General features: G+C 66.2%; 26 protein-coding genes and 2 pseudogenes. 16 read left to right on the forward strand and 12 right to left on the reverse strand.

Annotated elements, in window-relative coordinates; all coding sequences use genetic code 11:
- Positions 1–510: 510 nt before the first annotated feature.
- The 16 genes and pseudogenes from CBI38_RS32320 to CBI38_RS40765 form a co-directional block, all read left to right on the forward strand.
- Positions 511–2,037 (forward strand): aromatic/alkene/methane monooxygenase hydroxylase/oxygenase subunit alpha, encoded by a 1,527-nt coding sequence (locus CBI38_RS32320; protein ID WP_043790658.1) that lies wholly within the window; start codon positions 511–513, stop codon positions 2,035–2,037.
- A 12-nt stretch (positions 2,038–2,049) separates the two neighbouring features.
- Positions 2,050–2,295, forward strand: a complete 246-nt coding sequence (locus CBI38_RS32325) for a toluene-4-monooxygenase system B family protein (protein ID WP_005568706.1) — start codon at positions 2,050–2,052, stop codon at positions 2,293–2,295.
- Positions 2,295–2,681 (forward strand): Rieske 2Fe-2S domain-containing protein, encoded by a 387-nt coding sequence (locus CBI38_RS32330; RefSeq protein WP_109335637.1) that lies wholly within the window; start codon positions 2,295–2,297, stop codon positions 2,679–2,681. Before CBI38_RS32325 ends, CBI38_RS32330 begins: the two co-directional genes overlap by 1 nt.
- Before the next feature lie 11 nt (positions 2,682–2,692).
- On the forward strand, positions 2,693–3,001 hold the full coding sequence (locus CBI38_RS32335) for an MmoB/DmpM family protein (RefSeq protein WP_005568703.1): 309 nt from the start codon (positions 2,693–2,695) through the stop codon (positions 2,999–3,001).
- A gap of 1 nt (position 3,002) precedes the next feature.
- Positions 3,003–4,019, forward strand: a complete 1,017-nt coding sequence (locus CBI38_RS32340) for an aromatic/alkene monooxygenase hydroxylase subunit beta (RefSeq protein WP_005568702.1) — start codon at positions 3,003–3,005, stop codon at positions 4,017–4,019.
- Positions 4,003–5,079, forward strand: a complete 1,077-nt coding sequence (locus CBI38_RS32345) for a 2Fe-2S iron-sulfur cluster binding domain-containing protein (protein WP_162603343.1) — start codon at positions 4,003–4,005, stop codon at positions 5,077–5,079. Before CBI38_RS32340 ends, CBI38_RS32345 begins: the two co-directional genes overlap by 17 nt.
- Before the next feature lie 156 nt (positions 5,080–5,235).
- Complete coding sequence (locus CBI38_RS32350) at positions 5,236–5,649, forward strand: hypothetical protein (RefSeq protein ID WP_005568698.1); 414 nt, start codon at positions 5,236–5,238, stop codon at positions 5,647–5,649.
- Positions 5,650–5,759: 110 nt separating this feature from the next.
- Positions 5,760–5,945, forward strand: a complete 186-nt coding sequence (locus CBI38_RS32355; RefSeq protein ID WP_109335639.1) for a hypothetical protein — start codon at positions 5,760–5,762, stop codon at positions 5,943–5,945.
- Between the two features lie 206 nt (positions 5,946–6,151).
- Entirely contained in the window at positions 6,152–6,604 is a 453-nt protein-coding gene (locus CBI38_RS32360; RefSeq protein ID WP_005568696.1) for a hypothetical protein, read from the forward strand.
- Entirely contained in the window at positions 6,601–7,254 is a 654-nt protein-coding gene (locus tag CBI38_RS32365; RefSeq protein ID WP_109335640.1) for a hypothetical protein, read from the forward strand. The genes CBI38_RS32360 and CBI38_RS32365 overlap by 4 nt, the downstream gene beginning before the upstream one ends.
- A gap of 11 nt (positions 7,255–7,265) precedes the next feature.
- A complete protein-coding gene (locus tag CBI38_RS32370) occupies positions 7,266–7,799 on the forward strand; it encodes a hypothetical protein (RefSeq protein ID WP_109335641.1) in 534 nt (177 codons plus the stop codon).
- Positions 7,800–7,851: 52 nt separating this feature from the next.
- Complete coding sequence (locus CBI38_RS32375; RefSeq protein WP_109335642.1) at positions 7,852–8,553, forward strand: hypothetical protein; 702 nt, start codon at positions 7,852–7,854, stop codon at positions 8,551–8,553.
- A complete protein-coding gene (locus CBI38_RS32380; protein ID WP_109335643.1) occupies positions 8,554–9,201 on the forward strand; it encodes a hypothetical protein in 648 nt (215 codons plus the stop codon).
- Between the two features lie 51 nt (positions 9,202–9,252).
- Positions 9,253–9,777, forward strand: coding sequence for a hypothetical protein (locus tag CBI38_RS32385; protein ID WP_109335644.1), 525 nt, complete (start codon positions 9,253–9,255; stop codon positions 9,775–9,777).
- Between the two features lie 600 nt (positions 9,778–10,377).
- Positions 10,378–11,443, forward strand: a pseudogene (locus CBI38_RS32390) (IS110 family RNA-guided transposase); the annotation flags it as partial.
- 526 nt (positions 11,444–11,969) lie between these two features.
- A pseudogene (locus CBI38_RS40765) lies at positions 11,970–12,186 on the forward strand (hypothetical protein); the annotation flags it as partial.
- Positions 12,187–12,393: 207 nt separating this feature from the next.
- Here CBI38_RS40765 and CBI38_RS32400 read toward each other — a convergent pair.
- The 12 genes from CBI38_RS32400 to CBI38_RS32455 all read right to left on the reverse strand — a co-directional run bounded on the left by CBI38_RS32400 (position 12,394) and on the right by CBI38_RS32455 (position 24,589).
- Positions 12,394–13,848 (reverse strand): aldehyde dehydrogenase family protein, encoded by a 1,455-nt coding sequence (locus tag CBI38_RS32400; RefSeq protein WP_109335645.1) that lies wholly within the window; start codon positions 13,846–13,848, stop codon positions 12,394–12,396.
- Positions 13,845–14,516: an HD domain-containing protein gene (locus CBI38_RS32405; protein WP_109335646.1), complete on the reverse strand. Its 672-nt coding sequence runs from the start codon at positions 14,514–14,516 to the stop codon at positions 13,845–13,847. Before CBI38_RS32405 ends, CBI38_RS32400 begins: the two co-directional genes overlap by 4 nt.
- Positions 14,513–15,790, reverse strand: a complete 1,278-nt coding sequence (locus CBI38_RS32410) for an NAD(P)/FAD-dependent oxidoreductase (protein ID WP_109335647.1) — start codon at positions 15,788–15,790, stop codon at positions 14,513–14,515. The genes CBI38_RS32405 and CBI38_RS32410 overlap by 4 nt, the downstream gene beginning before the upstream one ends.
- A 1-nt stretch (position 15,791) precedes the next feature.
- Positions 15,792–16,112 (reverse strand): 2Fe-2S iron-sulfur cluster-binding protein, encoded by a 321-nt coding sequence (locus tag CBI38_RS32415; protein ID WP_005568684.1) that lies wholly within the window; start codon positions 16,110–16,112, stop codon positions 15,792–15,794.
- A gap of 20 nt (positions 16,113–16,132) precedes the next feature.
- On the reverse strand, positions 16,133–16,891 hold the full coding sequence (locus tag CBI38_RS32420) for an SDR family NAD(P)-dependent oxidoreductase (RefSeq protein ID WP_204165044.1): 759 nt from the start codon (positions 16,889–16,891) through the stop codon (positions 16,133–16,135).
- A gap of 4 nt (positions 16,892–16,895) precedes the next feature.
- The gene (locus tag CBI38_RS32425; RefSeq protein ID WP_109335649.1) at positions 16,896–18,728 is read right to left on the reverse strand and encodes a PEP-utilizing enzyme; all 1,833 of its coding nucleotides are present in this window, start codon (positions 18,726–18,728) and stop codon (positions 16,896–16,898) included.
- Positions 18,728–19,858: a PEP/pyruvate-binding domain-containing protein gene (locus CBI38_RS32430; RefSeq protein ID WP_109335650.1), complete on the reverse strand. Its 1,131-nt coding sequence runs from the start codon at positions 19,856–19,858 to the stop codon at positions 18,728–18,730. Before CBI38_RS32430 ends, CBI38_RS32425 begins: the two co-directional genes overlap by 1 nt.
- Positions 19,855–21,093 (reverse strand): cytochrome P450, encoded by a 1,239-nt coding sequence (locus CBI38_RS32435; RefSeq protein WP_109335651.1) that lies wholly within the window; start codon positions 21,091–21,093, stop codon positions 19,855–19,857. The genes CBI38_RS32430 and CBI38_RS32435 overlap by 4 nt, the downstream gene beginning before the upstream one ends.
- A gap of 120 nt (positions 21,094–21,213) precedes the next feature.
- Positions 21,214–22,026 carry an IclR family transcriptional regulator gene (locus CBI38_RS32440; RefSeq protein ID WP_109335652.1) on the reverse strand — a complete coding sequence of 271 codons (813 nt, stop codon included), beginning with the start codon at positions 22,024–22,026 and terminating at the stop codon, positions 21,214–21,216.
- A gap of 227 nt (positions 22,027–22,253) precedes the next feature.
- The gene (locus CBI38_RS32445) at positions 22,254–23,222 is read right to left on the reverse strand and encodes a 2Fe-2S iron-sulfur cluster binding domain-containing protein (protein WP_005568675.1); all 969 of its coding nucleotides are present in this window, start codon (positions 23,220–23,222) and stop codon (positions 22,254–22,256) included.
- 20 nt (positions 23,223–23,242) lie between these two features.
- The gene (locus tag CBI38_RS32450) at positions 23,243–24,004 is read right to left on the reverse strand and encodes a ferritin family protein (RefSeq protein ID WP_230990407.1); all 762 of its coding nucleotides are present in this window, start codon (positions 24,002–24,004) and stop codon (positions 23,243–23,245) included.
- A gap of 279 nt (positions 24,005–24,283) precedes the next feature.
- The gene (locus CBI38_RS32455) at positions 24,284–24,589 is read right to left on the reverse strand and encodes an MmoB/DmpM family protein (RefSeq protein WP_005568670.1); all 306 of its coding nucleotides are present in this window, start codon (positions 24,587–24,589) and stop codon (positions 24,284–24,286) included.
- Between the last annotated feature and the right edge of the window lie 4 nt (positions 24,590–24,593).

The raw sequence follows: 24,593 nt of genomic DNA on the forward strand, positions 1-24,593 counted from the left end.
CCATCTCCCGGTCCACGACGTCCTCCGTGATCTCCCGGACTGGGCCGCAAGAATGCGAAACCTCAACCGCATCAAGCATAAACAACACACAGCCTGTATAGGCATGCACAAAACTACGAATTGCCAACCACTACAATCAGTTTCACAGCAAATGCTTCGGCATACATAATTCAATCAACGCCGCGAAATGAGCCTCCCCGCCCGGCGACCGAGCACCGGCCCGCCACCGAGCGTGAGGTACCGGACCAAGGAACCGACCGCTGCTACACCACGGGATGTGCCACCACCGCAGGCCAAGAGCACAGAACCGCGCACCGATACCCGAGCACCACCGCTCCGGCACCTCGCTGAGCTCAAGCACGCCGACACCTGCCAGCTGCTGCGCCTGGCAATGGCCGACGGAATTGACTTCCGTTGAATGGAAAAGCCGCATGGTGACGGCTATCACCCGGTGCTGTACTTCAGGGACCCACGCAGCGCGCGTCGGCCCCCATCCGAAGGAGTCATCAGGTGCCTAGCCTAGAGCGGTCGCAGTGGTACGACCTCACGCGAGACATGAACTGGACATTCACCTACGTTGATGAAAAGGACGTCTTCCCCGAGGAGCTTTCCAACAGTTATGGCGTCGCCGCCGAAGACTGGTGGACCTGGGACGAACCCTACAAGGTGACGTACACCGAGTACGTCCACAATCAGTTCGGCAAGGACTCCTCGGTCTACGCCGTCAACGCGGTCATCGGCCGTTCCAAAATCTTCGAGTCCCTCGACCCGGGCTGGAAGTCGGCGATCCTCGCCCACTACGGCGCCATCGCGGTCCCCGAGTACTCCGCCGGCATCGGCGAGTCCCGTATGGGACGCTTCGGCCGTGCCGCCGCGTGGCGCAACATGGCGATGTACGGCACGCTCGACGAGACCCGCCACGGCCAGATCCAGACGTACTTCCCGTACGGCCTGCTGGCGAAGGAGCCGCGAGCGGACTGGGCCCACAAGGCGCTCCACACTAACGAGTGGGGCGCGCTCGCCGCCCGCAGCCTGTTCGACGACATGTTCACCGCCAACGACGCGGTGTCCACCGCGATCCAGCTGACCTTCACCTTCGAGACCGGCTTCACCAACCTGCAGTTCCTGGGCATGGCAGCCGACGCGATGAGAGTCGGCGACGTGGACTTCGGCTCGCTTATCTCCTCGATCCAAACCGACGAGGCGCGGCACTCCCAACAGGGCGAGCCGACAGTGAAGATACTCATCGAGCAGGGCCACAAGGACGTCGCCCAGAAGCTGGTCGACCATATGTTCTGGCGCTCGTGGAAGGTCTTCGCGCTGCTGACCGGACTGTCTATGGACTACTACACCCCATTGGAGCACCGCGCCCACTCCTTCAAGGAGTTCATGAGCGAGTTCATCGTCAAGCAGTTCCTGGAGCAGTTCCGCGACTTCGGCCTGGAGAAGCCGTGGTACTGGGACGAGTACTTCCTGCCGGAACTCGACTGGCTGCACCACGCCTACCACCTCGGGGTCTACAACTGGCGGCCGACGGTCTGGTGGAACCCCGACGCCGGCGTTTCGCCGGAGGAGCGGGACTATCTGGAGCAGAAGTACCCGGGCTGGAACGAGAACTTCGGACGGCACTGGGACGTCATGGGCGACAACATCCGGGCGGGCAAGCCGGAGGCGACGCTGCCCGAGACGCTGCCGATGGTCTGCAACATGTGCCACATCCCGATTTGCACGCCGGCCGGATTCAACGCGGGCAAACTCGACAGCCCGCTGCCGCAGACGCTGATCCACGAGGGACGCCAGTACAACTTCTGCTCGGTGCCCTGCAGGTGGATCTTCGAGGAGGCCCCGGACCGGTTCAAGGGGCACACCAGCCTGATCGACCGGTTCCTCGGCGGCGAGATCCAGCCGCCCGACCTGGGCGGTGCGCTCGCCTACATGGGCCTCTCGCCCGAGGAGTGCGGCCAAGACGCGACCAACTACGAATGGGCCGCTGAGGCCTATGTTCCCGGCAAGACCCTTGCCGGCACGGACAAGTGAGGGACACGGAAAATGGCACTTTTCCCACTGCAGGGAATGTTCGACGGTGACTTCGTCCTCATGCTGGTCCCGGTCGACGACCAGGACACCATGACGCAGGTCGCCGAGAAGGTGGCCTACCACGCGGTCGGACATCGCGTCCCCGCCCGGGACCGTCCGATGCAGGTCCGCCACAAATCTGTCCCCGTCGCGCCGGACGCCACCGTGACCAGCGCCGGCTTCGGCCCGATGGACGTCGTGGAAGTGGGGTATGTGTGATGGCCGAGATGAAGGTCGCCGCAGACGTCGACATCAAGTGGGTCGAGGTTCCCGAGGCGCAGGACATCTGGGAGGGCGACATCGTCGACGCCGAGGTTGAGGGTGAGCAGGTCATCATCGTGCACCACCTCGACGGCACGTACGCAGCCTTCCAGGGCCTCTGTCCGCACCAGGAGGTGCTCCTGGCCGACGGCACGTGGGACGAGATCACCTGTGTGCTCGCTTGCCCGGGCCACCTCTGGGAGTTCGACATGCAGGCTGGCAACGGCATCAACCCGAAGGGCTCGACGCTGTACCGCTACCAGGTCGAGGAGAACGACGGGGTCATCCGCGTCGGGATCCCGCAGGACGGCCAAACCCACTACCTCAAGTCCTACGAGAGCTGAAGGCCAACCCTATGACCAACACCCACAGTGCCGCCAAGCTGGTCGGCCCGGTAATTCGAGGCTTCGACCCCGCCCTCGCCGAGGCCGTGATGGCCGCCGTCGAGCGGGACAACCCCGATCTGCCGGTGACCATCGACGACCAGGGCGGCTACGTCCGGATCCACACTCCCGGCCGGTGCGTGCTCACGCGAGCCACCCTGGAGGACGAGCTGGGCTATACCTACCCGATAACGCAGCTCGAGCAGGCGCTGGCCTCGTTCTCGGGCCGCGTCCTCACCTCCGACGACAGCATCGAGTGGTACCTGGAGAGGACCAACTGATATGACCACCAACACCCCTGCTAGCCGCCGCAAGCCGCGCACCTGGAGCCAGTTCGGCGAAGTGAAGCGCAAGCCCACGCCGTACGAGGTCGTCACCGGCAAGTTCCACTACCACTTCCGTCGCGAGCCGGCTCCCTTCGAGCTCGACCCGACGACACCGATCAACACCTGGTACCTGAATAACCGTGAGGGCTCGCCGCTCCAGGTCGACGACTGGGAGGGGTTCCGCGACCCCTACAAGCTCACCTACCGCGACTACGTCGCGATGCAGCACGAGCGCGAGCTCTACGTCGACGCGCTGGTGGACCGATCGGAGACCAGTGGCCTTGTCGCCGGCTTGGACCCGGCGTGGGTCGCCACCCTCGAGGACGTCTTCGTTCCGCTGCGGTTCCCGATCCACGTGCTACAGATGGTGAGCCTGTACGTCGGCCAGATGGCCCCGTCGTCCTACATCACGAACTGTGCCCATTTCCAGGCCGCTGACGAGATGCGGCGGATCCAGCGGATCGCCTACTGGACCAAGGCGCTCGCCAACACCCACGGTGACCACATCGCAGAGTCCGCACGGAGTCGGGAGATCTGGCAGTCCGACCCCGCCTGGCAGCCGCTGCGCAAGGCACTCGAGACCCTTCTGATCAGCTACGACTGGGGCGAGGCCTTCACGGCCCTGTGCGTGGTCATCAAGCCCACGCTGGACACGCTCTTCAACGACTGTCTGAGCGACCTCGCAGCACAGAACGGCGACAGCTTCGTCGCCGAGCTGGCCGCGGAGTTCGCCCGCGACTCGGCCCGCAGCCGGGACTGGACGCAGGCCCTGACGAGCTACGCGCTCGAGCGGGACCCGTCGCTGTCCGAGGTGTTCGAGGGCTGGGTCTCGAAGTGGGTGCCCGTCGCCGACGAGGCGGTCGCCGCTCTGGCTCCAGTCTTGGGCAAGGCCCCGGTCCCGCTTGATCCGGTGGCAGTCGTGAAGAGGGCTGGGGCGACCCGCGATGAGTTCATCGTTGGCACCGCCATCTGACTCGGCGGCACCGTCACCGCAGCGGTCGCCGGTGATCCCCCAGGCGGGTGCGTCGCCGCGCGGTGCCCGGTTCGCCGCCGAGCTTCCCGGGCACTACCGCGTGACCGTCGAGCCGTCGGGTGATTCGTTCGTTGTCCAGCCAGGCGAGAACATCCTCGCCGCGGGTCGCCGCGCGGGCGTCTGGCTGCCCTTCGAGTGCGGCTGGGGCTCATGCGGGACGTGCAAGGCGACCCTGATATCCGGGGAGGTCGAGCTGCTCTTCCCCGATGCCCCGGCCATTGACCCCCGGGACGAGCGACGGCGCCGCAAGCTGACCTGTCAGACCACCACCGCGACCGACGTCACGCTCAAGGTCACTCGGCTGGGTCCCTTCGAGGAGCGTCCGACGACCGACCGCGTCGCGCAGCTGGTGGACAAGCGTGAGCTGGGTCCTGGCATCTGCTCGTTCACCTTCGCGCTCGATGCACCGGCCGACTTCCGTCCGGGGCAGTACGCGATCCTCGAGCTGGGCCCGGATCTGCGGCGCTGCTACTCGATGGACGCGGGGCCGGGGGACGAAATCACGTTCGTCGCCAAGCATTACGAAGGCCGGCCGGGGAGCTCTGCCCTGCATGCGCTGAAGGTCGGAGTATCGGTGCCGATCGCGATTCCCTTCGGTGGCATGTGGCTGCGCGACGACGATTCGAGCACGATCCTGATCGCGGGCGGTACCGGCGTGGCTCCGGTGCTGTCACTGGTCCGGCACATGGCCGAGCAGCGGCGTACCCATCCAGTCACGGTTCTGTACGGCGCCAACACGCCCGAGGAACTGGTCTGCTTGGACGAACTCGCGGCCGTGGTCGCGCAATTGCGCCAAGGAAAGCTCGTGCCGGTAGTCGCGCAGGCCGATGACACATGGGAGGGCTGTCGCGGCTTCGCGACCACCCCGCTGGGTGAGATCGCCACGCCGGCGCACCGCTACTACCTGGCCGGGCCCCCGCCAATGGTCGACGCGACGATGGCGGTACTCCGCGAGTGTGGCGCAGGCCTGGACCGGATCCACGTGGACAAGTTCGGTTGATCTACCCGGGCGTATCCGGTTCACCCACCCGTTCAGCCGGGCAACCGGTAAGGGCGTGGGAGGCAGGCTGTCCGGCCGCAGGTGCGGCCCGCCACCGAACGAGACCAGGACCAGCTCGATGCACGAGCTGGCGAACAGAAAAGGAGATGAGACTACATGACCGACAAGCTGAAGTTCTTCTCGCAGGAGTGGTGTGACGCCGCACGCGAGGCTGTCAACTCGAACCCGGACGTCCTCACCGGATTCAAGGACGCATCGTCGTTCACCAACAAGATGGAATTCGGCGTGACCGGCCCCGACGACGTCGTCAGCCACCTCGAATTCAAGGAGGGCAAGGTCGTTTCCTGGTCACCGCGTGTCTTCGACCAGAGCGAGCTGTGGCTTGTCATCAACGGCAGCGTCGCGACCTGGCAGACCGCGGCCGCCAGTGAGGAAGAGGGCGGAAAGCTTCTGATGAAAGGCCTGATCAAGTTCGCCAAGGGACCGATGTCCGCGGCGATCGAGAACGCCGGCGCCCTCAACGCATTCCTGCGCACCTGGGGACAGGTCCCCACCGACTGGGACGTGTAATCGGGCCTCCGCCCAGACCTTCACACCGGCGAGCCCCTCGCATCGTGTCCTCGGCTGGGGAGGAGTCCACTTTCAGCGCCCGTTTATGAGATTCCTCCAGGAGATTTCTCATGTCAACCCGCACTATCGGCGCTGTCATCGCCTGCGCCAGTCTGATCATGCACCCCCGCGCCACGCCGCGGGCAATGGCTCGGCGGTTCCTGACAGACATCGCTGTCGCACGGGCCAACGCGCGACGGGTCTCGATGGTGGCGACACCATGGGACGAGCGCAACGACCTGCGCCAGCAATCATGAGACCGTCGAGCTCACACGGCAGTAGCCGCAATCTGCACGAGAAGCCGGTCGGGATTGGCGGCCATCGACCGGTGATCTGACCGACTGCCGCCCACTTCATTTCATGTCAGTTAGGCCCCCTCGCGCGGGACTCATGTCCTCCGCTGGAACGAGTCCCGCGCGGGTCCGAACCCTCACGAACACCATGCTTGGAAAGGCCTTGACCCATGACAACCGTCGAGAAGGGCTACGCCGTCACGATGTACGACGGCGAGGACGCCAACGGCGTCGCCGGTATTGTCGGGATGCTGCTCGGGCAGAATCTCGAGAACTTCCCCTCCCGCGTGAAGTTCGCGCGTCGCATCTCCCGGCCGGTATCGATCTACAGCACCGACACCGAGACCGCCTGCACCATCATCTTCGGCAGTGACGAGGCCGTCGTCTACAACGACATCGTCGGCAAACCCGCCGTCACGGTGATGGCGACCGTCGATCAGATCCTCGACGTCTCCCAGCTGCCGATGAAGGCCGGCGGTCTGCTGCCGGTCGGATTCTTCACCGGCCGCGGGATGTCCGTTCTCGGGGAAATCCTCAAGCACAAGCTCGTCGTCAAGGGACTGCTGACCCACACCGTGACAGCGCTACGCACGATCGCGTTGGTCTCGGTCGTCGACGCATGACCGCGCTCTCGGGCCGAGGGCGCCCGTCAACTCACGCCCTCGACGATCGCACCGATGTCATCGAATTGCCCTATGTCGGTGACCCCGAGGCATTCGAACCGGATCCGCCGCGGGCGTCGACGACGATTAACATCGCCCGCGGGCTGCTCATGCTCGCATTGATCCCGATCGGCGCGTTATACCTGTATCCGCGGATCTACGATCTGACGGCGACGCCGTACCGGCTCGATCAGGCGGTAGTCTCGGCAGGTAACTACAACCCCGCGCTCGACCACATCGTCGAGCACGAGAAAGTCACTCTCGCCGCGTTCGATTCGCTCGAGAAGATGAAGACCTCGCTGGCCAGTGTGCTGAGCACCGACGCGACGGTGACCGCGGAACTGAACACCTTGACCGGGCAGATCAGCGGCGACGTCCAGGCGACCCTGAATCAGGCCGGGGCGAACGTGACCGACCTGGTCGCGTCCCTCGATACCTTGACCACACACATCAATTCGCTGCAACCGGCGGCCGACGGCGCCACTGCCGCCGTTACCGGCAACCGGGCCACCTTGGACGCGATCCTCGACGACGCCCGATCGACCGCCACGAAGGTCCACAGCGCCCGCCTGTCCGCGGAAGAATCCGCCAACGATCTGTCCGGAAAGTAGGAGATGTTCCCGTGATTTTCTTCGGACGCCGCGGCGGTCCGGCCCGATTGGTGCTGTCGGTCATCGCGGTAGGCGTGCTCGGCCTGCTCGCATTCGTGGTGTTCAACCTCAACACCCGACTCGACAACCAGCAACGGGCCAACGAAACCAGCATCACCGCCTCCTCAGCGATTGTCGACGTCAACGACCGGCTGACCAACCAGCTGCAGCAGCTGACCGAGCTCACCCACACCGCGCAGACCGCGCTCGACGCCACTGCGGCCCTCGGCCCGTTGCTGGTCAAGCTGGACGAGGCGATCTCCCCGGCCGCACAGATGCTGGCCAGTAACACCGAAGGGGCGCAACTGACCAACGATCAGTTGACGAACATTCAGGGCATCCTCGGCGAGGTGCAGAACACCGTGGTGCCGCTAGTGGAATCCGCCCGCGCCTTCGGCGATCAGGGCCAGCAGCTGCTGGCCGTCGTGCAGGGCCTGGTCAGCGACCTGCAAGGGTCGGTCGCTGCGGCGCAGACAATCAACCAGATGCTTCCGCTGCCCGGCTGATCGGCCTTCCCCTCCCCTGTGAACCGACAACCGATCGATGACTGGACGTGACATGAAGATGGGCACCGACCTGCCGGACGAGGCATATCCACGCCGCGACCTGGCCCGATTCCAGCGTTTCGATGTTCCCGCATCAGCGCTTCCGTACCGCAAGGGCGTGATACCGCAACGCCCAGACGTACCGATGACCATGGCAGCGGACAACGGCTTCACCGTGGCCACCGAATGGATGGGCCGATTGGCCGCAGTCCTGGCACTGATCCTGTTCGCCTTGGTCCTCATGGCCATCCACAAAGGCCAGCTCGTTCAGGACAGTGCCCGCACCATCGTGGACAACTTCCGGACCACCAACGAGTACTTCGCCCAGCGGGCTGACCTGACCGCACCGGCGACCGCGCGCAGACAACTCGACGAACTCGCCGGGGTGCTGGCAGATCTCAACACGGCCACCGCAGCCGACGTCGACCACCTCGCGGCGCTGCTGCCTGACGCGCGGGCATTGCTCGCCGCCGGGCAGGGCGACACCGCGATCGCCGGGCAACTCGAAGGTGTCGCCACCATGCTGCAAGGATCGGCCGCGTCCCTGCACCAGATTTCCGCAGACGCCAACACCACGGTCTCCGCTGTCAACAACGAACTCACCACGGCCATCGACCTGGTCAACCAGCTCAACGGTGAGCTCACCCGCACGACCAAAAAGTTGGCGCTCATTCCCGCCCAAGACGCCATCATTCCTGCACCCGGAGGCAACTGAATGATCACCAAGAAGGCATGGTTCGGGGTCGTCCTCGGCCTCGGCGTGGCACCGGCGGTGCTGCTGTGCGCGGTCAACGGCTTCCTTCCCGGTCTCGACGACGTCGTCGACCCTCTTGGTCGGCCGTCCCAGCTCAGCCTCGAAGTCATCGACTCGGCCGGACAGTTCGACACCCTCACCGGCATCCTCGTTCCCAAGCACGCCCAGCTCTCCGGAGACATCCAGACCCTGGGCCCGCTGGCCGACGACCTCGAGGGTCTCACCGACAAGGCCGGCGAACTATCCGGGCAGGCGAAAACGCTCAACTCCTCGACCGGCGACGTCAGCACGATCGCGGGGCCCCTGCCGGATCTGGTCGCGAACGTGACCGGTCGTGCCAATCAGGCCGCCCCGACCGTTGCGGGACTTTCTACCGCCGTCGGGACGGTGACGACCCAACTCGAGGCCGTCAACGATGGCCTTACGACGGTCGGAGGCACTCTGAGCACCCTCGGCCCGAAGGCCACCGCCATCGCCGCAACACTGGCGAACGTGGAGGAAGAAGCACGCCACGTCCAAGAGATGGGTCCGCTGCTCGCAGTCATCGGACCTCCGGTCAACTCCCTCAACCTCCCAGCCCTCGGTGTCGCACCCACTCCCACCCCGTAACGCTCGCCGCGGCCACCCGACCGCACACGAGTGAAAGGCAGAACACAGACGATGTTTCGGCTCTCCTGGGCAATTGCCGCAGCCTTCACCATCGCGCTCCTGTGTGGCATCTTGATCGTCACAAGGGACCTCGCCATCACCAACGACATCTTCAAAGACGGTGTAGTACAGGCGCAAACGGTGGACAAGACCACCAACGACGCGTTGGCGGGTGCGAAAGAGCTTCCTCCCGCCAACGCCGCCATCAACCAGGGTCTGCCCGAGGTGGTGGGAGTCCTCGATTCCCTCACCCGCGCCGACCACACACTGGGCGATCTCGGCACCCAGCTGGCAAATCTCGGTGACGCCCTCAAGTCCGCCGACGCTCCCCTCGGCGGCATCATCGACGCCGGCGCCGCAGCCACGGACCAGGCCAACGCCGCCGCCGTGCCCGCAGAAGAGATCGTGCACACCCTCGTCGACGCCGACGGCAAGGTACAGACTCTGGGTCCCCTGTTGGATCAGGCCCTCGCCCTCGGCCAGGAAATCGACTCGAAACTGCGGATCGCGCTGATCCTTCCCGTCATCGGGGAGTAACTCGAGTAGCCGGCATCCGGCCCCGTGCTCACCGGTTGCCCAAGCAGCACGGTGAGCACGTCGGGCGCCCCTCGTGCTCGTCGGAGAAGCACGAAAACGAGACCGCACCTCGTGCGGAGCACCTCATGTATCAACCATCCGGAGTACGACGGAGAACGACATCGATTGAACCGGACCGAGTTTGATGCAGGCTCCTTAAAGAGGAAGGGCGTCCGTCATGCCCAAGCGTTTCCCTCCCGAAGTTCGTGAGCCGGCGGTCCGACTGATGCTCGATCACGTCGGCTGGTGCGCACGGCCCGAACCAGAAGGAACGCCGTCGTTGATCTCGGCGGTGATCCGCGGCGCCCATAAGGTGTTGTCCAGATCGAGCGATCCTCCTCTATGCCTGGCGGCAGGGCGCGCCCACACCGGCGGACCGGGCCGAGGCCGATGCTGCGCTCGCTCTTAGACCGTATGTAGTGACTACTCGCGGAGCGGAGTAGTTGGTACGGACCCCGCTCACGCAACCTCGTGGGTTACCGAGCGATGTTTTCCGTGCTCGGCCTATCCGACAGGTGTGAGGCGGCCCCGGTGTTTGTGAACGTACGAGTGTCGGGTTGGATGTGCATACCCGTGTTGGATGTGCATGCCCGTTCGGTCGTCGCGGCGGCGATCGACGGACAGACGGGCGAGGTATTCAGGACGCGGTTGACGCCCTCGCACACCGACGTGCTCGAGTGGGTCGGCAAACTTCCGGGCCCGTGCGCGGTGGTGTACGAGTCCGGACCGACCGGTTTCGGCTTGGCCCGCGCCCTGAGGTCGACGGGGTGGCGCTGCGAGGTGGCGGCGTCGTCGAAGCTGCACCGCCCGGCCGGCGATCGAATCAAGACCGACGCGCGAGATGCTCTGCACCTGGCTCGGTTGCTGCGGTTGGACGAGGTGGTGCCGGTCCGGGTCCCGACCCAGGCCGAGGAATCCGCCCGCGATCTCGTCCGCGCCCGTGAGGCCGCGCGGCAGGATCTGATGCGGTCACGGCATCGGGTGTCGAAGTTGTTGCTGCGGAACGGGATCGTTTATTCCGGCGGCAAGGCGTGGACCGAGTTGCGCGATCGGTGGCTGCGGCAACAGAGGTTCGACCAGGCGCCGACGCAGGCGGCCTTCGACGACGCCTACGAGACGGTAGTGTTGGCCACCGTCCCGCCGCGCCCGGTTGGACGAGAAGATCATCGCGCTCGCCGCGGACAGCGAATTCACCGCCATGACACGGCGGCTGGGGTGTCTGCGCGGCATCGCGACGTTGACCGGCTTCGCGCTCGCGGTCGAGATCGGCGACTGGCAGCGGTTCACCGGCGCCGGCATCGGCGCCTACCTCGGGCTGGTACCAGCGAACACTCCTCCGGGCAGAGCCGCTCGCAAGGCGCGATCACCAAGACCGGCAACACGCACGTGCGGCGGTTGCTGGTCGAGGCCGCCTGGCACCATCGGACCACCTACCACCCGGGTGTGGGCTTGCGGCGCCGCTGGGACCAGGCCCCGGGCGGCACGAGCTCGCGGACACGCCGGAAATCAGCGCCTGCACACCCGCTGGGTCAACCTGAACCTCCGCAGGAAACGGCCGGTGATCGCCAACGTCGCCGTTGCACGGGAGCTGGCCGGCTGGTGCTGGTCGCTGGCGGTGATGCCCGACCGAACCGGCACCCCTGAACTGACCGTTGGGGGTCACGAGGCGAGGAACCGCAGCGCGAGGAACAACGCGCCCTCAGGCTATTGAGCAACCGAAGCGCGCGAAGCGATCTCGGCCACGCTCGTCCTTAGATCGGCGCACTGCTCCAGCCGAACATATGGCCCTGCGGTAACCAACCCGCGCATATCAGCTTTGACCACGCGTCGTGCAACGACACGCTGACCTCGGACTCGCTCCACCAACGGTCTCCCCCTTCCCCCGACGCCGCCCAAGCGTGATGCCGCTCCTCACCGGGGTCAAGGCCCCGAGCACTCCGCGTGGGCCTCCGGCTGCGGGCGCCCATCCCAGCGGAAACTACGGGGGACGGCATTCCCCTGTCCCGCTAAATGTTTCAGGACCAGTCCGGCGTGCCTACTTGACAAATCGCCCAACATATCAGCCTGAATCCGTGGCGTCGACGTGGGATTGTCGGCGTGAGAACAGCGAAAACGCCTCTCGTAGTGAGACAATCAAGATTCTGACGTCACGATTGTCCACATACGGAGAGGCCCTTTCAGGGCAATCATTGCACACGTTCACGGCGGGGTCCGCGGTGTTCGACGAACGCAATCTCGTGTCGGCCGCCGGGTTGGTGCGGGTCCTCGAACTGGGCGAACAGGCCGGCCTTCGGAGCTGATCGACACCCATGTCGCCCCTCACCTCTCCGCGGGTGGCCTCGGGTGCTGCGAACCCGGCAGGGAGACTGCTTTTTGGGACAACATCATCGACTACGAATCGCCACACGCTGCCTGATCTCGACAACCCGGCCACCGGGCCACGACCCAGGAACCCGGAACGTGGATGAGCTGACAAACCGGTCAGCAGGTCAACCACGCCCGAGCGGCGTCGCCCGTCGGTATCGCCAAGGAAATCGGCCCGAGAACCACCGCGATCACCGATCCACGGATTCAGGCTTAGTCGCGCCGGTGGATCGATTTGTAGGTGACGTACTGCATGAGCCCCTCGACGCCGTACTCGACACCGAGGCCGGAGTCGTGCCGTCCACCGAACGGCGCGGCGTGGTTGGACGCGAAGAAGTTGATCCCGACGGACCCGGTGTCCATCTGCTCGGCGACCGCCTGAGCGCGCTCGGTGTCGCGGCCGAAAACGATGCCGCCCAGGCCGAAATGCGTCGAGTTCGCGATGTCGATCGCTTCGTCGACGTCGTCGTAGCGCAGGATGGTCACGACGGGCCCGAAGATCTCCTCGCGGGCCACCCTCATCTGTGGGGTGACATCGGCCAGCACGGTCGGCTCGATGAAGTACCCGGGACTTCCTGGGCGCGCGTGGCCGCCCGTGGTGACGCGGGCGCCTTCCTCACGTGCGGAGTCGAGGAAGCCCGAGACGACCTCCCACTGGCGCTTGTTGGCCATCGGGCCGAAGACGGTGCCCGGGTCGAAGGGGTCGCCCTGGGGAGCGGCCCGGACCGTTCGGGTGACCGCCTCGACGACCTCGTCGTAGCGCGCAGCCGGCGCAAGGATCCGGGTCGAGATGTAGCAGGTCTGGCCGGTGTTGCGCATGCAGGACCGGATCAGGACCTCGGAGAAGGCGTCGAGGTCGGCGTCCTCGAGGACGATCGCGGCCGACTTGCCGCCCAGTTCGAGGGTGACCGGCCGGAGCAGCTCCCCGCAGGCAGCAGCGATCCGGCGTCCTACGCCCGTCGACCCGGTGAAGGCCACCTTGTTGATCCCCGGGTGCCGGACCAGCGCATCGCCCACTCGTCCGTCGCCGGTGATGAGGTTGACCACACCCGCCGGGATGCCGGCGGCGGCAGCGGCCTCGACGATGTACCGGATGGACAGCGGGGTCGTCTCGGCTGGCTTGATCACGACCGTGCAGCCCGCCAGAAGCGCAGGGGCCAGCTTGGTCACGACGAGGTTGATCGGGAAGTTCCACGGTGCGATGAGGGCGCAGACGCCGATCGGATCCCGCCGTACGACGGTCGCGCCCCGGCCGCCGGGGAAGGGACGGCGATCCTCCCCGTCGAGGACTCCGGCGAGCCCGGCGACGTGGCGCAGAATGCCGGCCGCGTTCGCCGCGGCACCGGACGTCTCGGCCACCGGCGAGCCGTTCTCGCGGGTGTTCGTGACCGAAATCGGCTCCGCCCGCGTCTCGACCTCGTCGGCCATGCGGAGCAGCAGATCGGCGCGCTCGGCCGCGGTGAGCCGTGGCCAGGGTCCCGAGTCGAATGCTTCGCGGGCGGAGGCAACAGCGGCGTCCAGGTCGGCTGCGCACGCCTGCGGGATGCTGCCCCACTCCTTGCCAGTCGCCGGGTCGATGACCGGCAGTCGTTCCGATGAACCGGACGGTATCCAGCTGCCGCCGAGGAACAGGTCCTCGACGTGGGTGAAGGGGACGGCCACGGTCATCGGATGATGTCGGTCTTCAGTAGGGCCTCGGACCGGTCGAGACAGGCCAGGGCCATCTCGATGCCGGCCTGCGTGAGCAGTTCGGGGATGATCGCGCTGCGCAGCCGACTGCAATAGGTGGCCGGGTCCATCTTGAACCAGCCCGCGGCGAGGGCGATGCCGGCGTGGTCGAAGCGCCACAGGCGGTCGGCGTCACGCATCAGGGCGTCCTCGAGGGAGTGCGCCTCCCTGCGGGTGTCGTGACCGTCGATGATGGCCACGACCTCCTCGACGAACTCCTCGTCGTACCCCAGCGGCGGGAGCACCTCGCGAGCGATTTCGCATCCCTGCTTCTCGTGCTCGAACCGGATGGCGGCCTTGCGCCAGTCGCCGGAGAAGCCCTCGCTGAGGATCCGGCTCTCGTCGACCCGGCCCCAACCGGCGTCGTGCAGCACGATCGCGACCCGCACCAGCAGCGCGTCCGCCTCGGGGTGGGCGACCACCAGCCGCTCTGCGAAGGCGAGCGACACTGGGAGGTGGATGTCGTTCGCGCGGGCCCGGGTCTCCGGCACGATCGACGCCCAGATCGGGTCGAGTTCGACGCCGGATGCCGGACTCAGGGCGATGGGTGAGGTGTCGATCGTGCCAGAGGCGGCGATCGGTATGGGTGGAAGCGGGTGAGTCGTCATGCATGCTCTCCTTCGAGTGCCGCGGTCAGGAGCGGTTTGAGTGGGACGGTCGGGTCAGCGACCTGGTCGGCAGGAAGACTGATTTGGGCACCGAGGGCTTGCTTGACCATCATGAAGTCGAGCGGCACGTTGACGCAGTCGGCAGCGATCAGTCGTCCCTGCCGGTAGTACAGAACCGAGTGTTTGGTGGGATCGGCCGGGCTGCGATCGACGACCTGGTCATGATCGGTCGACAGGCCCGCGATCTGGAGCTTGAGGTCGCCCTGGTTGGACCAGAACCACGGGATGCCGGCGTACTCGGCCTGGCGTCCCCTGGCAGCGTAGGCCGCGACCTTGGCCTGCTCGATGGCATGATTCACGCTCTCGAACCGCACCCGGGCGCCGTCGGGCGCACCCGGGATGGGATTGGGGAGGTTGGCGCAGTCCCCGACGGCCAGGGTGTGCCCGTCGGAGGCAGTTGCGAAGCGGTCCACGACGAAACCGTTGTCGACATCGAGCCCGAGCTGCTCGGCGAGGTCGGTGTTGGGGATGACACCGATGCCGACGAGGACGATGTCCGCCGCGATCACCTCGGTGCCGATGTCGACCCCGGTGACGCGGCCGTCGTCGCCGACGATGGCCTCGACCCCGGTGCCGAGGCGGATGTCGATGCCGCGGCTGCGGTGGTGGTCGGCGAGGAACGCAGAGGTCTGCTCGCCGACGGCGCGAGCCACAAGTCGGTCGGCGTACTCGACGAGCGTGACGTCCTTGCCGAGGGTGTGCAGGCTGGCCGCAGCCTCGATACCGATGAAGCCGCCACCGATCACCACGACCCGCTGCGCCTGGGGCGTTCGCGCCTTCAGCTCGAGGGCGTCGTCGGCGGTGCGCAGATAGAGCACGCCGTCGAGGTCGGCTCCCGGGAGAGCGAGCCGGCGGGCCCGGGCCCCGACCGTGAGGGCGAGGCGGTCGAAGGCGAAGGTGCGGCCGCTGACGGAGTGGGCCGTGCCCGAGCCGTCCGGGTCCGTGTGCACCTTCTCGATGAATTCACCCTTGACGACGTCGATGTCGTGCTCGCGCCAGTAGTCCTCGCTGCGGAAGATCAGCGACTCCTTGGTGATCTTGTCCTGCAGGAACTCCTTGGACAACGCCGGCCGCTGGTAGGGCCGGTGGTCCTCGTCGCCGAGCAGCGTCACCGGGTCGGTGAAGCCCAGCGCGCGCAGCGAGACCGCGAGCTGCACCCCGGCCTGGGAGGAGCCGACGATGAGGAGTCCGTTCCTCGGGCGATTGCCGGTCATCTCAGACCTGCGTCTCGGGAAGGGCGGCGTGCAGGTCCATCCCGTCCGTCACCCGGATCTGGCAGGAGAGCCGCGAGGTCGGGAGGCGGTCGACGGCGGTGCCCCACAGCATCTCGTCCTCCATCTCCTCCATCGGGAGAAGGGTGGCGTAGTCGGTCTCGTCCACGATCACGTGGCAGGTGGCGCAGGACAGTGAGCCGCCGCATTCCGCCACGATGCCGGTGACTCCGTTGCGCACGGCGGTCTCCATGACGGAGTCGCCGGGGTTCGCGTCCAGCACGGTGGTTGCGCCGACGCTGTCGGTCAGGGTGATCTTGGCCATGGCTTTACTCCTAGGTCCTTTCAGATGAACTGTCGGCCGCCGTCGACTACGAGGGTTTGGCCGGAGATGTAGGCGGCGTCGGGGCCGGCGAGGAACAGGGCGGCCCCCACGACGTCGCCCGGCTGGCTCGCCCTGCGCAGCGCACCGCGGTCGACACCGTAGGACGCGGCGTCGTCCATCAGTCCGTAGCTGGCCTCGGTGAGGGTGAAGCCCGGTGCGATCGCGTTGACCGTGATCGCACGGCGACCGAGCTCCTTGGCCATCACCCGGGTGAGCGCGATGACCGCACCCTTGGATGCCACGTAGTGCGCCCACTGCTCCGAGCCGGAATAGACCGTGGCGGACGACAGGTTGATGACACGGCCACCCTCGGGGAGGAACGGACTGGCCGCGCGCGCCATGAGCCAGGGGCCCTTCGCGTTGACGGCCATGACCCTGTCCCACTCGTCCGGATCGATCTTCTCCAGCGGCGACCGCGTCACCGTGGCGTAGATCGCCGCGTTGTTGAGTACGACGTCGATCGTCCCACCGCCGAATGCGGCGGCCGCCGTGCACAGGGCTTCGGTGGAGGCGGTGGACGTCACGTCCACCAGGCCGTGCCAGGCACGGACGCCGGTCTCGCGGACCAGGCGCGCGGTCTCCTCGACCCCGACCGGGTCGATGTCGGCGATGGCGACGTCATACCCTCGCTCAGCGAAGCCGAGGGCGAAAACGCGTCCTAGTCCTCCCGCCGCACCGGTGATGAGCACGGTACGGCGGGAGGTGGTGGTGTCGGGCACGGGGTCAGCTCTCAAGGATCTCGACCCGGCCCGTGTTGCCGTCGACGCGGATGAGCTGGCCCGTCTGGATGGTGGTCGAGCCGTTGCCGGTGCCGGTGACGGCCGGCAGGCCGTACTCCCGGCAGACGATCGCGGCGTGCGACATCATCCCGCCGATGTCGGTGACGGTGGCTTTGATCTTGCCGAAGATCGGGCCCCAGCTCGGCGCCGTGATCGTGGCGACGAGGATCTCGCCGGCCTGGACGTCGCTGAGCTGATCGGCGTGGAAGACCACGCGAGCGGGGCCCTCGGCGACACCGGGGGAGGCAGCCATGCCGCTCACGCCGGTGTCGTCGCCGTCGTCGTCGGCGAGCCACTGCTGGACCTGCTCGGTCGTGATGCCCCACAGCATCTGGGTGAACGGCTCGGTGATCTGCGCCGGCGGGGTGTTCAGCGCTGGAGCGGGCCGCTGCGAGTCCAGCGCCTCGACGATCTTGCGGCGGCGCTCGATCTCGGCAGGCCAATACGTCGGCCCGATGGCCGGCACACCGACCGCCCAGCCGCTGACCAGATCGAAGAGCGCGTCGCGGACCTCGTTGCGGTTCAGGTAGAGGAGGTCGCCCTGCTCGCCCCAGAAACCGGCGCTGACGAACACGCGGCTGAGCTCGCGGACCTTGCGCCAGAACACACCCATCGTCCAGTGCTCGATGTAGAAGTTGTGGTTCTCGACGTACGGGTAGGCGGTGGCGGCCAGCCCGCGCTTGCCGTCGAAGGTGGCGAGGGTGTCGCCGTCGAGCAGCGAGCGGTACTCCTCGATGATGCGGTCGCGCTCAGCGATGAGCCGGTCGACCGGGCGGAGGATGTCTTGGCCGGCCTCCACGCGGCGGATGTAATCCTTGACGTAGGAGAGCGGGATCTCCTGGTGCTCGATCCAGTACTTGTCGTGGCTGTAGAAGCCGTTGCCGACGGTGAAGTTGAACCACGGGTCCTGGGCCGCCTGGTACGCGGCCACCCACTGGTCGCCACCCGGGAGGGCACTAACCGCACTGAGGGTGCCGTCGACGTCGTCGGTGTCGGCGAACGCGGACTGAAGCCCGAGCTCGACGGCCAGCGTTGCCAGCTTCTTGAGCTCGTCGTCGGGACGGAACAGCTCCATGTCGACGCCCTGCACCATCTTCGCGATGGCCTGGTCGGGGATGCCCGGGAAGACCTCCTTCGCGAAGTTGAAGAAGTCGAGGTAGGCGAGGTAGCCGAGGTTGAGGAACTCGAAGTGGTACTGCCAGTTCTGGTAACAGAGCTGGATCAGCCGGTCGTAGTTCTCCAGGAGGACCTCGCTGCCGTCCTTGGCCTTGCCCGAGACGATGTCGTCGAAGGGCACCATGTCCGGCAGCGAGGTGAACTCGAGGGCCTCCATCTCTCGGATCGTCGCGAGGACCTTCTCCTTCCACAGGACGAGCAGGCTGTCCCAGTTCTGGAAGTAGTGGCCTACGCGCCGCTCGAACTCCGGCACGCGTCCGGGAATCTGTTCTTCGGGGACGGGGACCGGGCTCATGTAGAGGTAGCCCAGGTGGATCTTGAACTCGATGCCGTTGGCCGGCGGGATCAGCAGGTGCCGCGTGTTGTACTGCCCGAGGCACTTGACCGCGAACTCGCCGCCGATGGTCTCGAACGGCTTGAACGCTGTCGGCCAGTGCTGGCTGTCACAGAACCAGAACTTCTCGTCGTCGGAGCCCGCGTTGTTGTTGAAGGTCAGGTAGTACGGGTACAGCGTCTCCCACCCCTCGGCGCCTGCCGGCACCGGAAGGGAGGACGGGCTGGGGAACGACTTCACCGTCGGAGCGGCTGAAGCAACGGTCATTACGAGGTGTCCTTGCTCTGGTGGTGGTGGGTAGGGATCGAAGGGGCGTACGAGCCACCGCCCAGCAGGGCGGCGGTGATGCCGCCGATCCCCGAGAATCCGGTGGTTGTTCTCGGCGCAGCGGCGGCAGCAGCGACCGGCTTGTTGACCGAGTGGACGGTCTCGGGACGGGCCTGCAGGAGCAGGAGGTCCTCGCCCTCGGGCAGGTCACGGTCGAGCGCCCACTCGATGTCCTGAGGGGTGCCGTAGTGGCGCTCAGCGCTCTTCGCGAGCATTGCGACCGCGTTCAGCTCGGCGTCGGTGAGACAGCGAACGGCGCAGCGCTCGGGCTCGACCTCACGCTCGGTGAGGCGGCCGGCGGTCGCGTCCGGGACCAGCTCGATGTGCTTGGCGCCGATGTGCTCCTGCACGACGCTGAGCATCACTTTGTCCATGAGGACGTTGTCCGGGGTGACGTGACCGGAGACCACCGATTCACCGACACCGTAGGAGGCGTCGATGGTCACCTTGGAGCGGTCGCCGTTGTGCGGGTTCAGCGTCATCGCAACCCCGGCGACCCGGGCGTTGACCATTTTCTGCACGGCCACGGCCATCGACAGGCCCTCTTCGCTGATCCCGTTCTTGAGCCGGTAGATGATCGCGCGGCTGGTGTAGAGCGAGGCCCAGCAGGACCGGATGTGCGAGAGCACGTCGTCCAGGCTCGTGAGCCACAGGTAGGTGTCCTGCTGGCCGGCGAAGCTCGCGTCCGGCAAATCCTCCGCCGTTGCCGACGATCGCACGGCGACGGGCACCGGCTCGGCGAACCGCGCCTGGAGGGCGGCGTACGCCGCGACCGTGGGCTCGCGCAGATGATCGGGCACCGGACGGGAGTAGATCTCCTCGCGGATCGCCGCGGAGACGAGATCGACCTGGGCGACATCGCTCGGATCGAGGCTCTCGAGCTTCGCTGCGATCACCTCGCCGAGACCCGACGCGGTGATGAAGGCGTCGTATAACGCTGTCGTGACGGCGAATCCGGGAGGGACCGGCATGCCGGCGGCCGTCATCGTCACCAGTGAGGCGCACTTGCCCCCGAGCAGTTCGTGCTCGGGCGGCAGGCCCTCGTCGAAGAACTGGATGTAGGTGGTCATGCCGCTCCTCCCCATGTCACTGGGACGTCCTGTGGAACCCGGAAGGACAAGTTCTCGCGGAACGTGATCGACGCACCGCTGCGCAACCGGAGGTCGGGCGCCAGCCGGACCAGCTCTTCCAGGGCGATCTTCGTTTGGAGCTTTGCGAGCATGTTGCCGAGGCAGTAGTGGATGCCGAAGCCGAATGACAGGTGTTCCCGGGCATTCGGACGGTCGATGTCGAACGTCTCGCCGTCGGCGAACTTGGTCTCGTCGCGGTTCGCCGAACCCATCACCAGCAAGACCTGGTCGCCCGCGGCGATCCGCACCCCGCCGATCGTCGCGTCGGTCAGTGCCTTTCGGCGCCACGCGGTGATCGAGCCGCTGTAGCGCAGCACTTCATCCACCGCCGCCGGGATCTTCGACGGGTTGTCCACCAGCTGCTGCCACTGCCCAGGGTGGCCGAGCAAGGCTCGTACCGCGTTCGAGATGAGCGTCGTGGTGGTCTCGTGGCCGGCGAACAGGAGGCTGTACCCCACCGAGGCGATCTCGTGGTCGCTGATCTCGTCCCCGGCCGCCTGGGCGCGAACCAGGTCGCCGATCAAGCTGTCAGGTTGCTTCTCGTGCGCCTCGGCCACCAGTCGCCGGCACTCGGTCCAGTACTCGACGAGGTTGTGTGCGTGCGGGATCTGCTCCTCGTCGCTCAGGTCGCCCCAGGTCATCGCGGCACGCGAGTCGGACCAGCGTTTGAAGGTCGGGACCTGGCTGGTGTCCGCACCGATCAAGGTCAGGATCGTCACTGTCGGGACGTCGTACGCCAGGTCAGCGACGATGTCGCCCTCCTGCCCCGGGCGCTCCAGCATGTTCTCCAGCAGGTTCACGACCTGCGCGCGGATGCTGGGCTCGAGAACCTTGTACCGCCGCGGGGTGAACGCCTTGGAGGCGATCTTGCGGATCCTGGTGTGGTCGGGTGGCACCCTGGCCGACAGCCCGGAGTACGCCGTGAAGCCGCCCTCCGTCATGATTCGGGTGGCTTCTGCGCCGCGCTCACGCACAGGAGCCTGGGCGTTCTCGCTGCTGAACGTCTGCCAGTCCTCGAAGACCGCCTTGATGTCGGCGTAGCGGGTGACGACCCAGTATCCGATCCGCTCGTCGAAGAACACCGGTGCTTCAGTCCGGAGCTCGGCGTACGACGGGAACGGGTCGTTCTGGTCGAAGGGCTCGTAGCCGTGCTGGGCCGTGTCTCCGTGAGGCACAGGGCATCCCGCCTGCGGGGCCGAGAGATTTGTAGTCACATGCAACTCCCGTTTAGTTGATAGAAGCAGTCTGGATCCGTGTTGCTCCGGTCACAATGGCCCGTTTCCATTCACCGGAAGTCATTTCCATCCAGTCGAGGTGGTTGCGCCCCCGGTCAGCTGGCTCGTCATCGTGAACGGGTAGCGCGCTATTGCCGCCTCGATCCGGGTGGCGGTGCCCGTCAGTACCGGAAGGTGGCGGGTGAGGTTACTGGACTGTGGCGCAGGGAGAACCAGGCCGATCGCCGCTTCGGTGGCGTCCGGTCGTCCGCGGACGGGGACGGGGACGGCGATCGAGCATGCTCCGACCCGGACTTCCTCGTGGGCGATCGCGAATCCCTGGTCGGCGATCTGTGCGAGTTCTCGGGCGAGCGCCTCAGGATTCACGTGGGTGCGTTTCGTGGGTGCCTCCAGGTGTTCGTGGAGGTAGGCGTCGCGGAACCACGGTGCCTCGTAGGCGAGCAGGACCTTGCCGACGGCGGTCGCGTGCAGCGGCAGCCGCCCGCCGATCCGTGATGCCCGGGGGACGCGCTTGGAGCTGTAGATGCGATCGACGTACAGCGCCTCGCTACCTTCACGGATGGCGAGGTGAGCGGTCTCTTGCGTGAGGGAGAAGAGGTCCTGCAGGAATGGTCTCGCGCTGTCGCGCAGGCGGACCCCGCCGCTCTGGGCGAGTCCCCACAGACGTAGACCCACGTGGTAGCGGCCGTTGTCGTCGCGCGCCAGCGCGCCCCATTCCTCGAGCTCGCCCATCAGGCGATGGGCGGTGGAGACCGGCATCTGGGTGTGCTCGGCCACCTGCGAGAGCGTCAGCATCGGGCCGTTGGCCTCGAAGGCCTTGAGAATCGCCAGGACGCGGGAGGTAACGGTGCGCCCGGACTCGTTGGTACGCATCGATCATCCCAGCGCGAGGCGCTCGGGGGCGCAATCAATCGACACAAGCTCGGCGAGGCCGCAGGCCATCGCCCCGGCCGCGTCGGTGGACAGGCGCTCGTGGACGCGGTTGTCTACGCCTGCATCCCTGGGCGTGGATCGGCCACCTCTTCGATCCTGACGTCTCTTGGGTCCGTGGTGAACGGCTGCTCGCATGTCTGCCTTCGTTTCTCGGGTAATGAGTCGGCTTACCCGAAACGGTCGTAGTGGATGGTGTCGATTGATTGGCCGCCTGCACTCAGCAGCTTCAGAACTGCGTCTACCATGGGCGGCGGTCCGGCTAGGTAAATCCGCGCACCGGCGAGGCTGTCAGCATGTGTGGCGAGCGCGTCGGTGACGTAGCCGCTGGACGTTGAGACGTCCGCGGACGGAGTCGATGTGGTGGCGTGAAGGTGGCCGTCGGGCAGTCCGGCCAGGAGGTGGGCCAGTTGCGACCGACCGACCAGTTCGGTGACGGAGGTTGCGCCGTAAAAGGCCCGCACGGGACGGGGGTCGTTGGTCGCCGCCAGTTGGTGCGCAAGGGCGAGTATCGCCGACACTCCTGTGCCGCCGGCAATCAGATAGATGGGTCGCTCGTCCTGGCGTAGCCACATGTCGCCGTAGGGCAACTCGATGGGAACAACCGACCCCAGTGGCAGGGAGAAGAGACGTTCGCTACCTCGACCACCGGCGTAGCGCTTGGCGATGAACTCGACGTGACGTTCTCCGGACGTGGCCGCCATCGAATAGCATCGCCGCAGATCCGGGCCGAGTTCGAGGACTGCGAATTGGCCTTCTCGGTAGTCTGCCGGCCGATCGAGCCGGAAACGGAACCGGCGGATGTCGGGAGCGAGCTCGTCCACCTGCGCCAAGTGCGCGGTGTAGTCGCCGGTGCCGAGATGAGTCCGCGGGGACTCATCGGTCCGGGTCGCCTTGACGACAAGGTCTGAGCCGGCCGCGCTTTGGCACGCCAAGATTCGTCCCCGCCTGGCGTCCCGCGGGTGAATCGCTGGTGCGGTGTCGAAGAGCGTGTCGATCTGGCCCTCGATGAGCGTGAGCTTACAGGTCCCGCACGCTCCCCAGCCGCACTCGAAGGGCAGCCAGACGCCGGAGCGCCGGGCAGCGGCGAGAATCCGTTCCCCCTCGCGGATTTCGAATTCCTCACCGTCCGGCGTCACTCGTACTCGATAGGCCGATGTCACCGTTCGTGGCCCCCGGACGGCATCCTGAGGCCGCACGCCTGCAGGTGCTGATGCTGTGCAGATGCGACGGCCTCGGTCAGGTCGACGGCCGCCATCGGCTGTGGCGCCTTCTCGAACATCTGACCGAGACTGCTGACGGCCTCGAGCATGAGCGGTTGCCATTGCCCGATCCAGCCGACGAGCACGTCCGCCAGCTGCGGGTCACGCTCGATGCAGTACTGAACGAGGGCGGCTGACCAGGTCTGACTGCGAGTGCTGTCTTCGCCGAACTCTGTGAAGAGCATCCGCAGGAACTCGTCCCCGTTCTCCCCGGCCAGAGCCGCGAGCTGCACGTTGAACACCGTGTCGAGAAGTGGCTTGATCACGAGGTTCAAGGCCGCAAAGCTTTCGCCCCAGTCGTACGCGATCAGGAGCCGTTCCAATGCCTCGCGCGCCGGCTGCCATAGGGGATCGTGTTCCCAGCTGGTCCGCGCGGCGTCCGTGGATGCGAGCCGGTCCCCATGGGCGTTCGCGAGAACCTTCGTCCAGTAGGCCACGCGCTGGATACGGCGCATCTCATCCGCGGCCTGGAAGTTGGCGCAGTTGGTGATGAAAGATGATGGGGCCATCTGGCCTACGTACAGTCCCGTCATCTGCAGGATGTGCAGCGGAAAGCGTAGTGGTACGAGTAGCCGTTCGAGCGTCGCCACCCACTCCGGAGTCAGGCCCCGGGCAGACTCCCCGCGTTCGTGTTGGTCGATGAGTTTGTCGACGAACACTTCCCGCTCGTCCTGCACTGCAACGTAGTCCCTATAGGTGAGCTTGTAGGGGGTCGCGGAACTGCTCCCAGTCCTCTACCTGGAATGGTGAGCCTTCCCGGTACTGCAGATACCAACCATTGAGGGGCATTCCTGCATGTTCGAACGGTTGCGGATCGCGACGGAAGTGGGTGTGGAACTTCGATGTGACGACCTCGTACGGCGTCGGCTTGCGCCGCACATCCCCCCAAGAGGCTCCATGTCTTGGGTTTGGGCTTGATCCTCGTCTTGGACGCCATCTCAATCTTTCCTTTCCAGAAACCAAACAATCTCTTCGTCGTTGACCTGCTTCATGCGACCGGCGAATCCGCTCAGTGCCGGCTCGAGTTCCACCAGTGGAAAGGCCCGCCCGAGTTCCCGCTCCAGGCTGAGTTGGGTGAGCCGGCAGTACTCGGGCACTTGAATGCGGACATACCCTCCCTCGTCGTGTACTTGGACATCCGAGTCCGGGTTGTCAGCGATGATCGCGTCCGCAACGGCATCGGCCAGGTCCATGTCGAGTCCGCGCATGAGCGGTCCCACCATCTTGAGTCTCACGTCTGCCATCTCC

Source organism: Rhodococcus oxybenzonivorans (assembly GCF_003130705.1).
In the GTDB taxonomy this organism is placed as follows: Bacteria; Actinomycetota; Actinomycetes; order Mycobacteriales; family Mycobacteriaceae; genus Rhodococcus_F; species Rhodococcus_F oxybenzonivorans.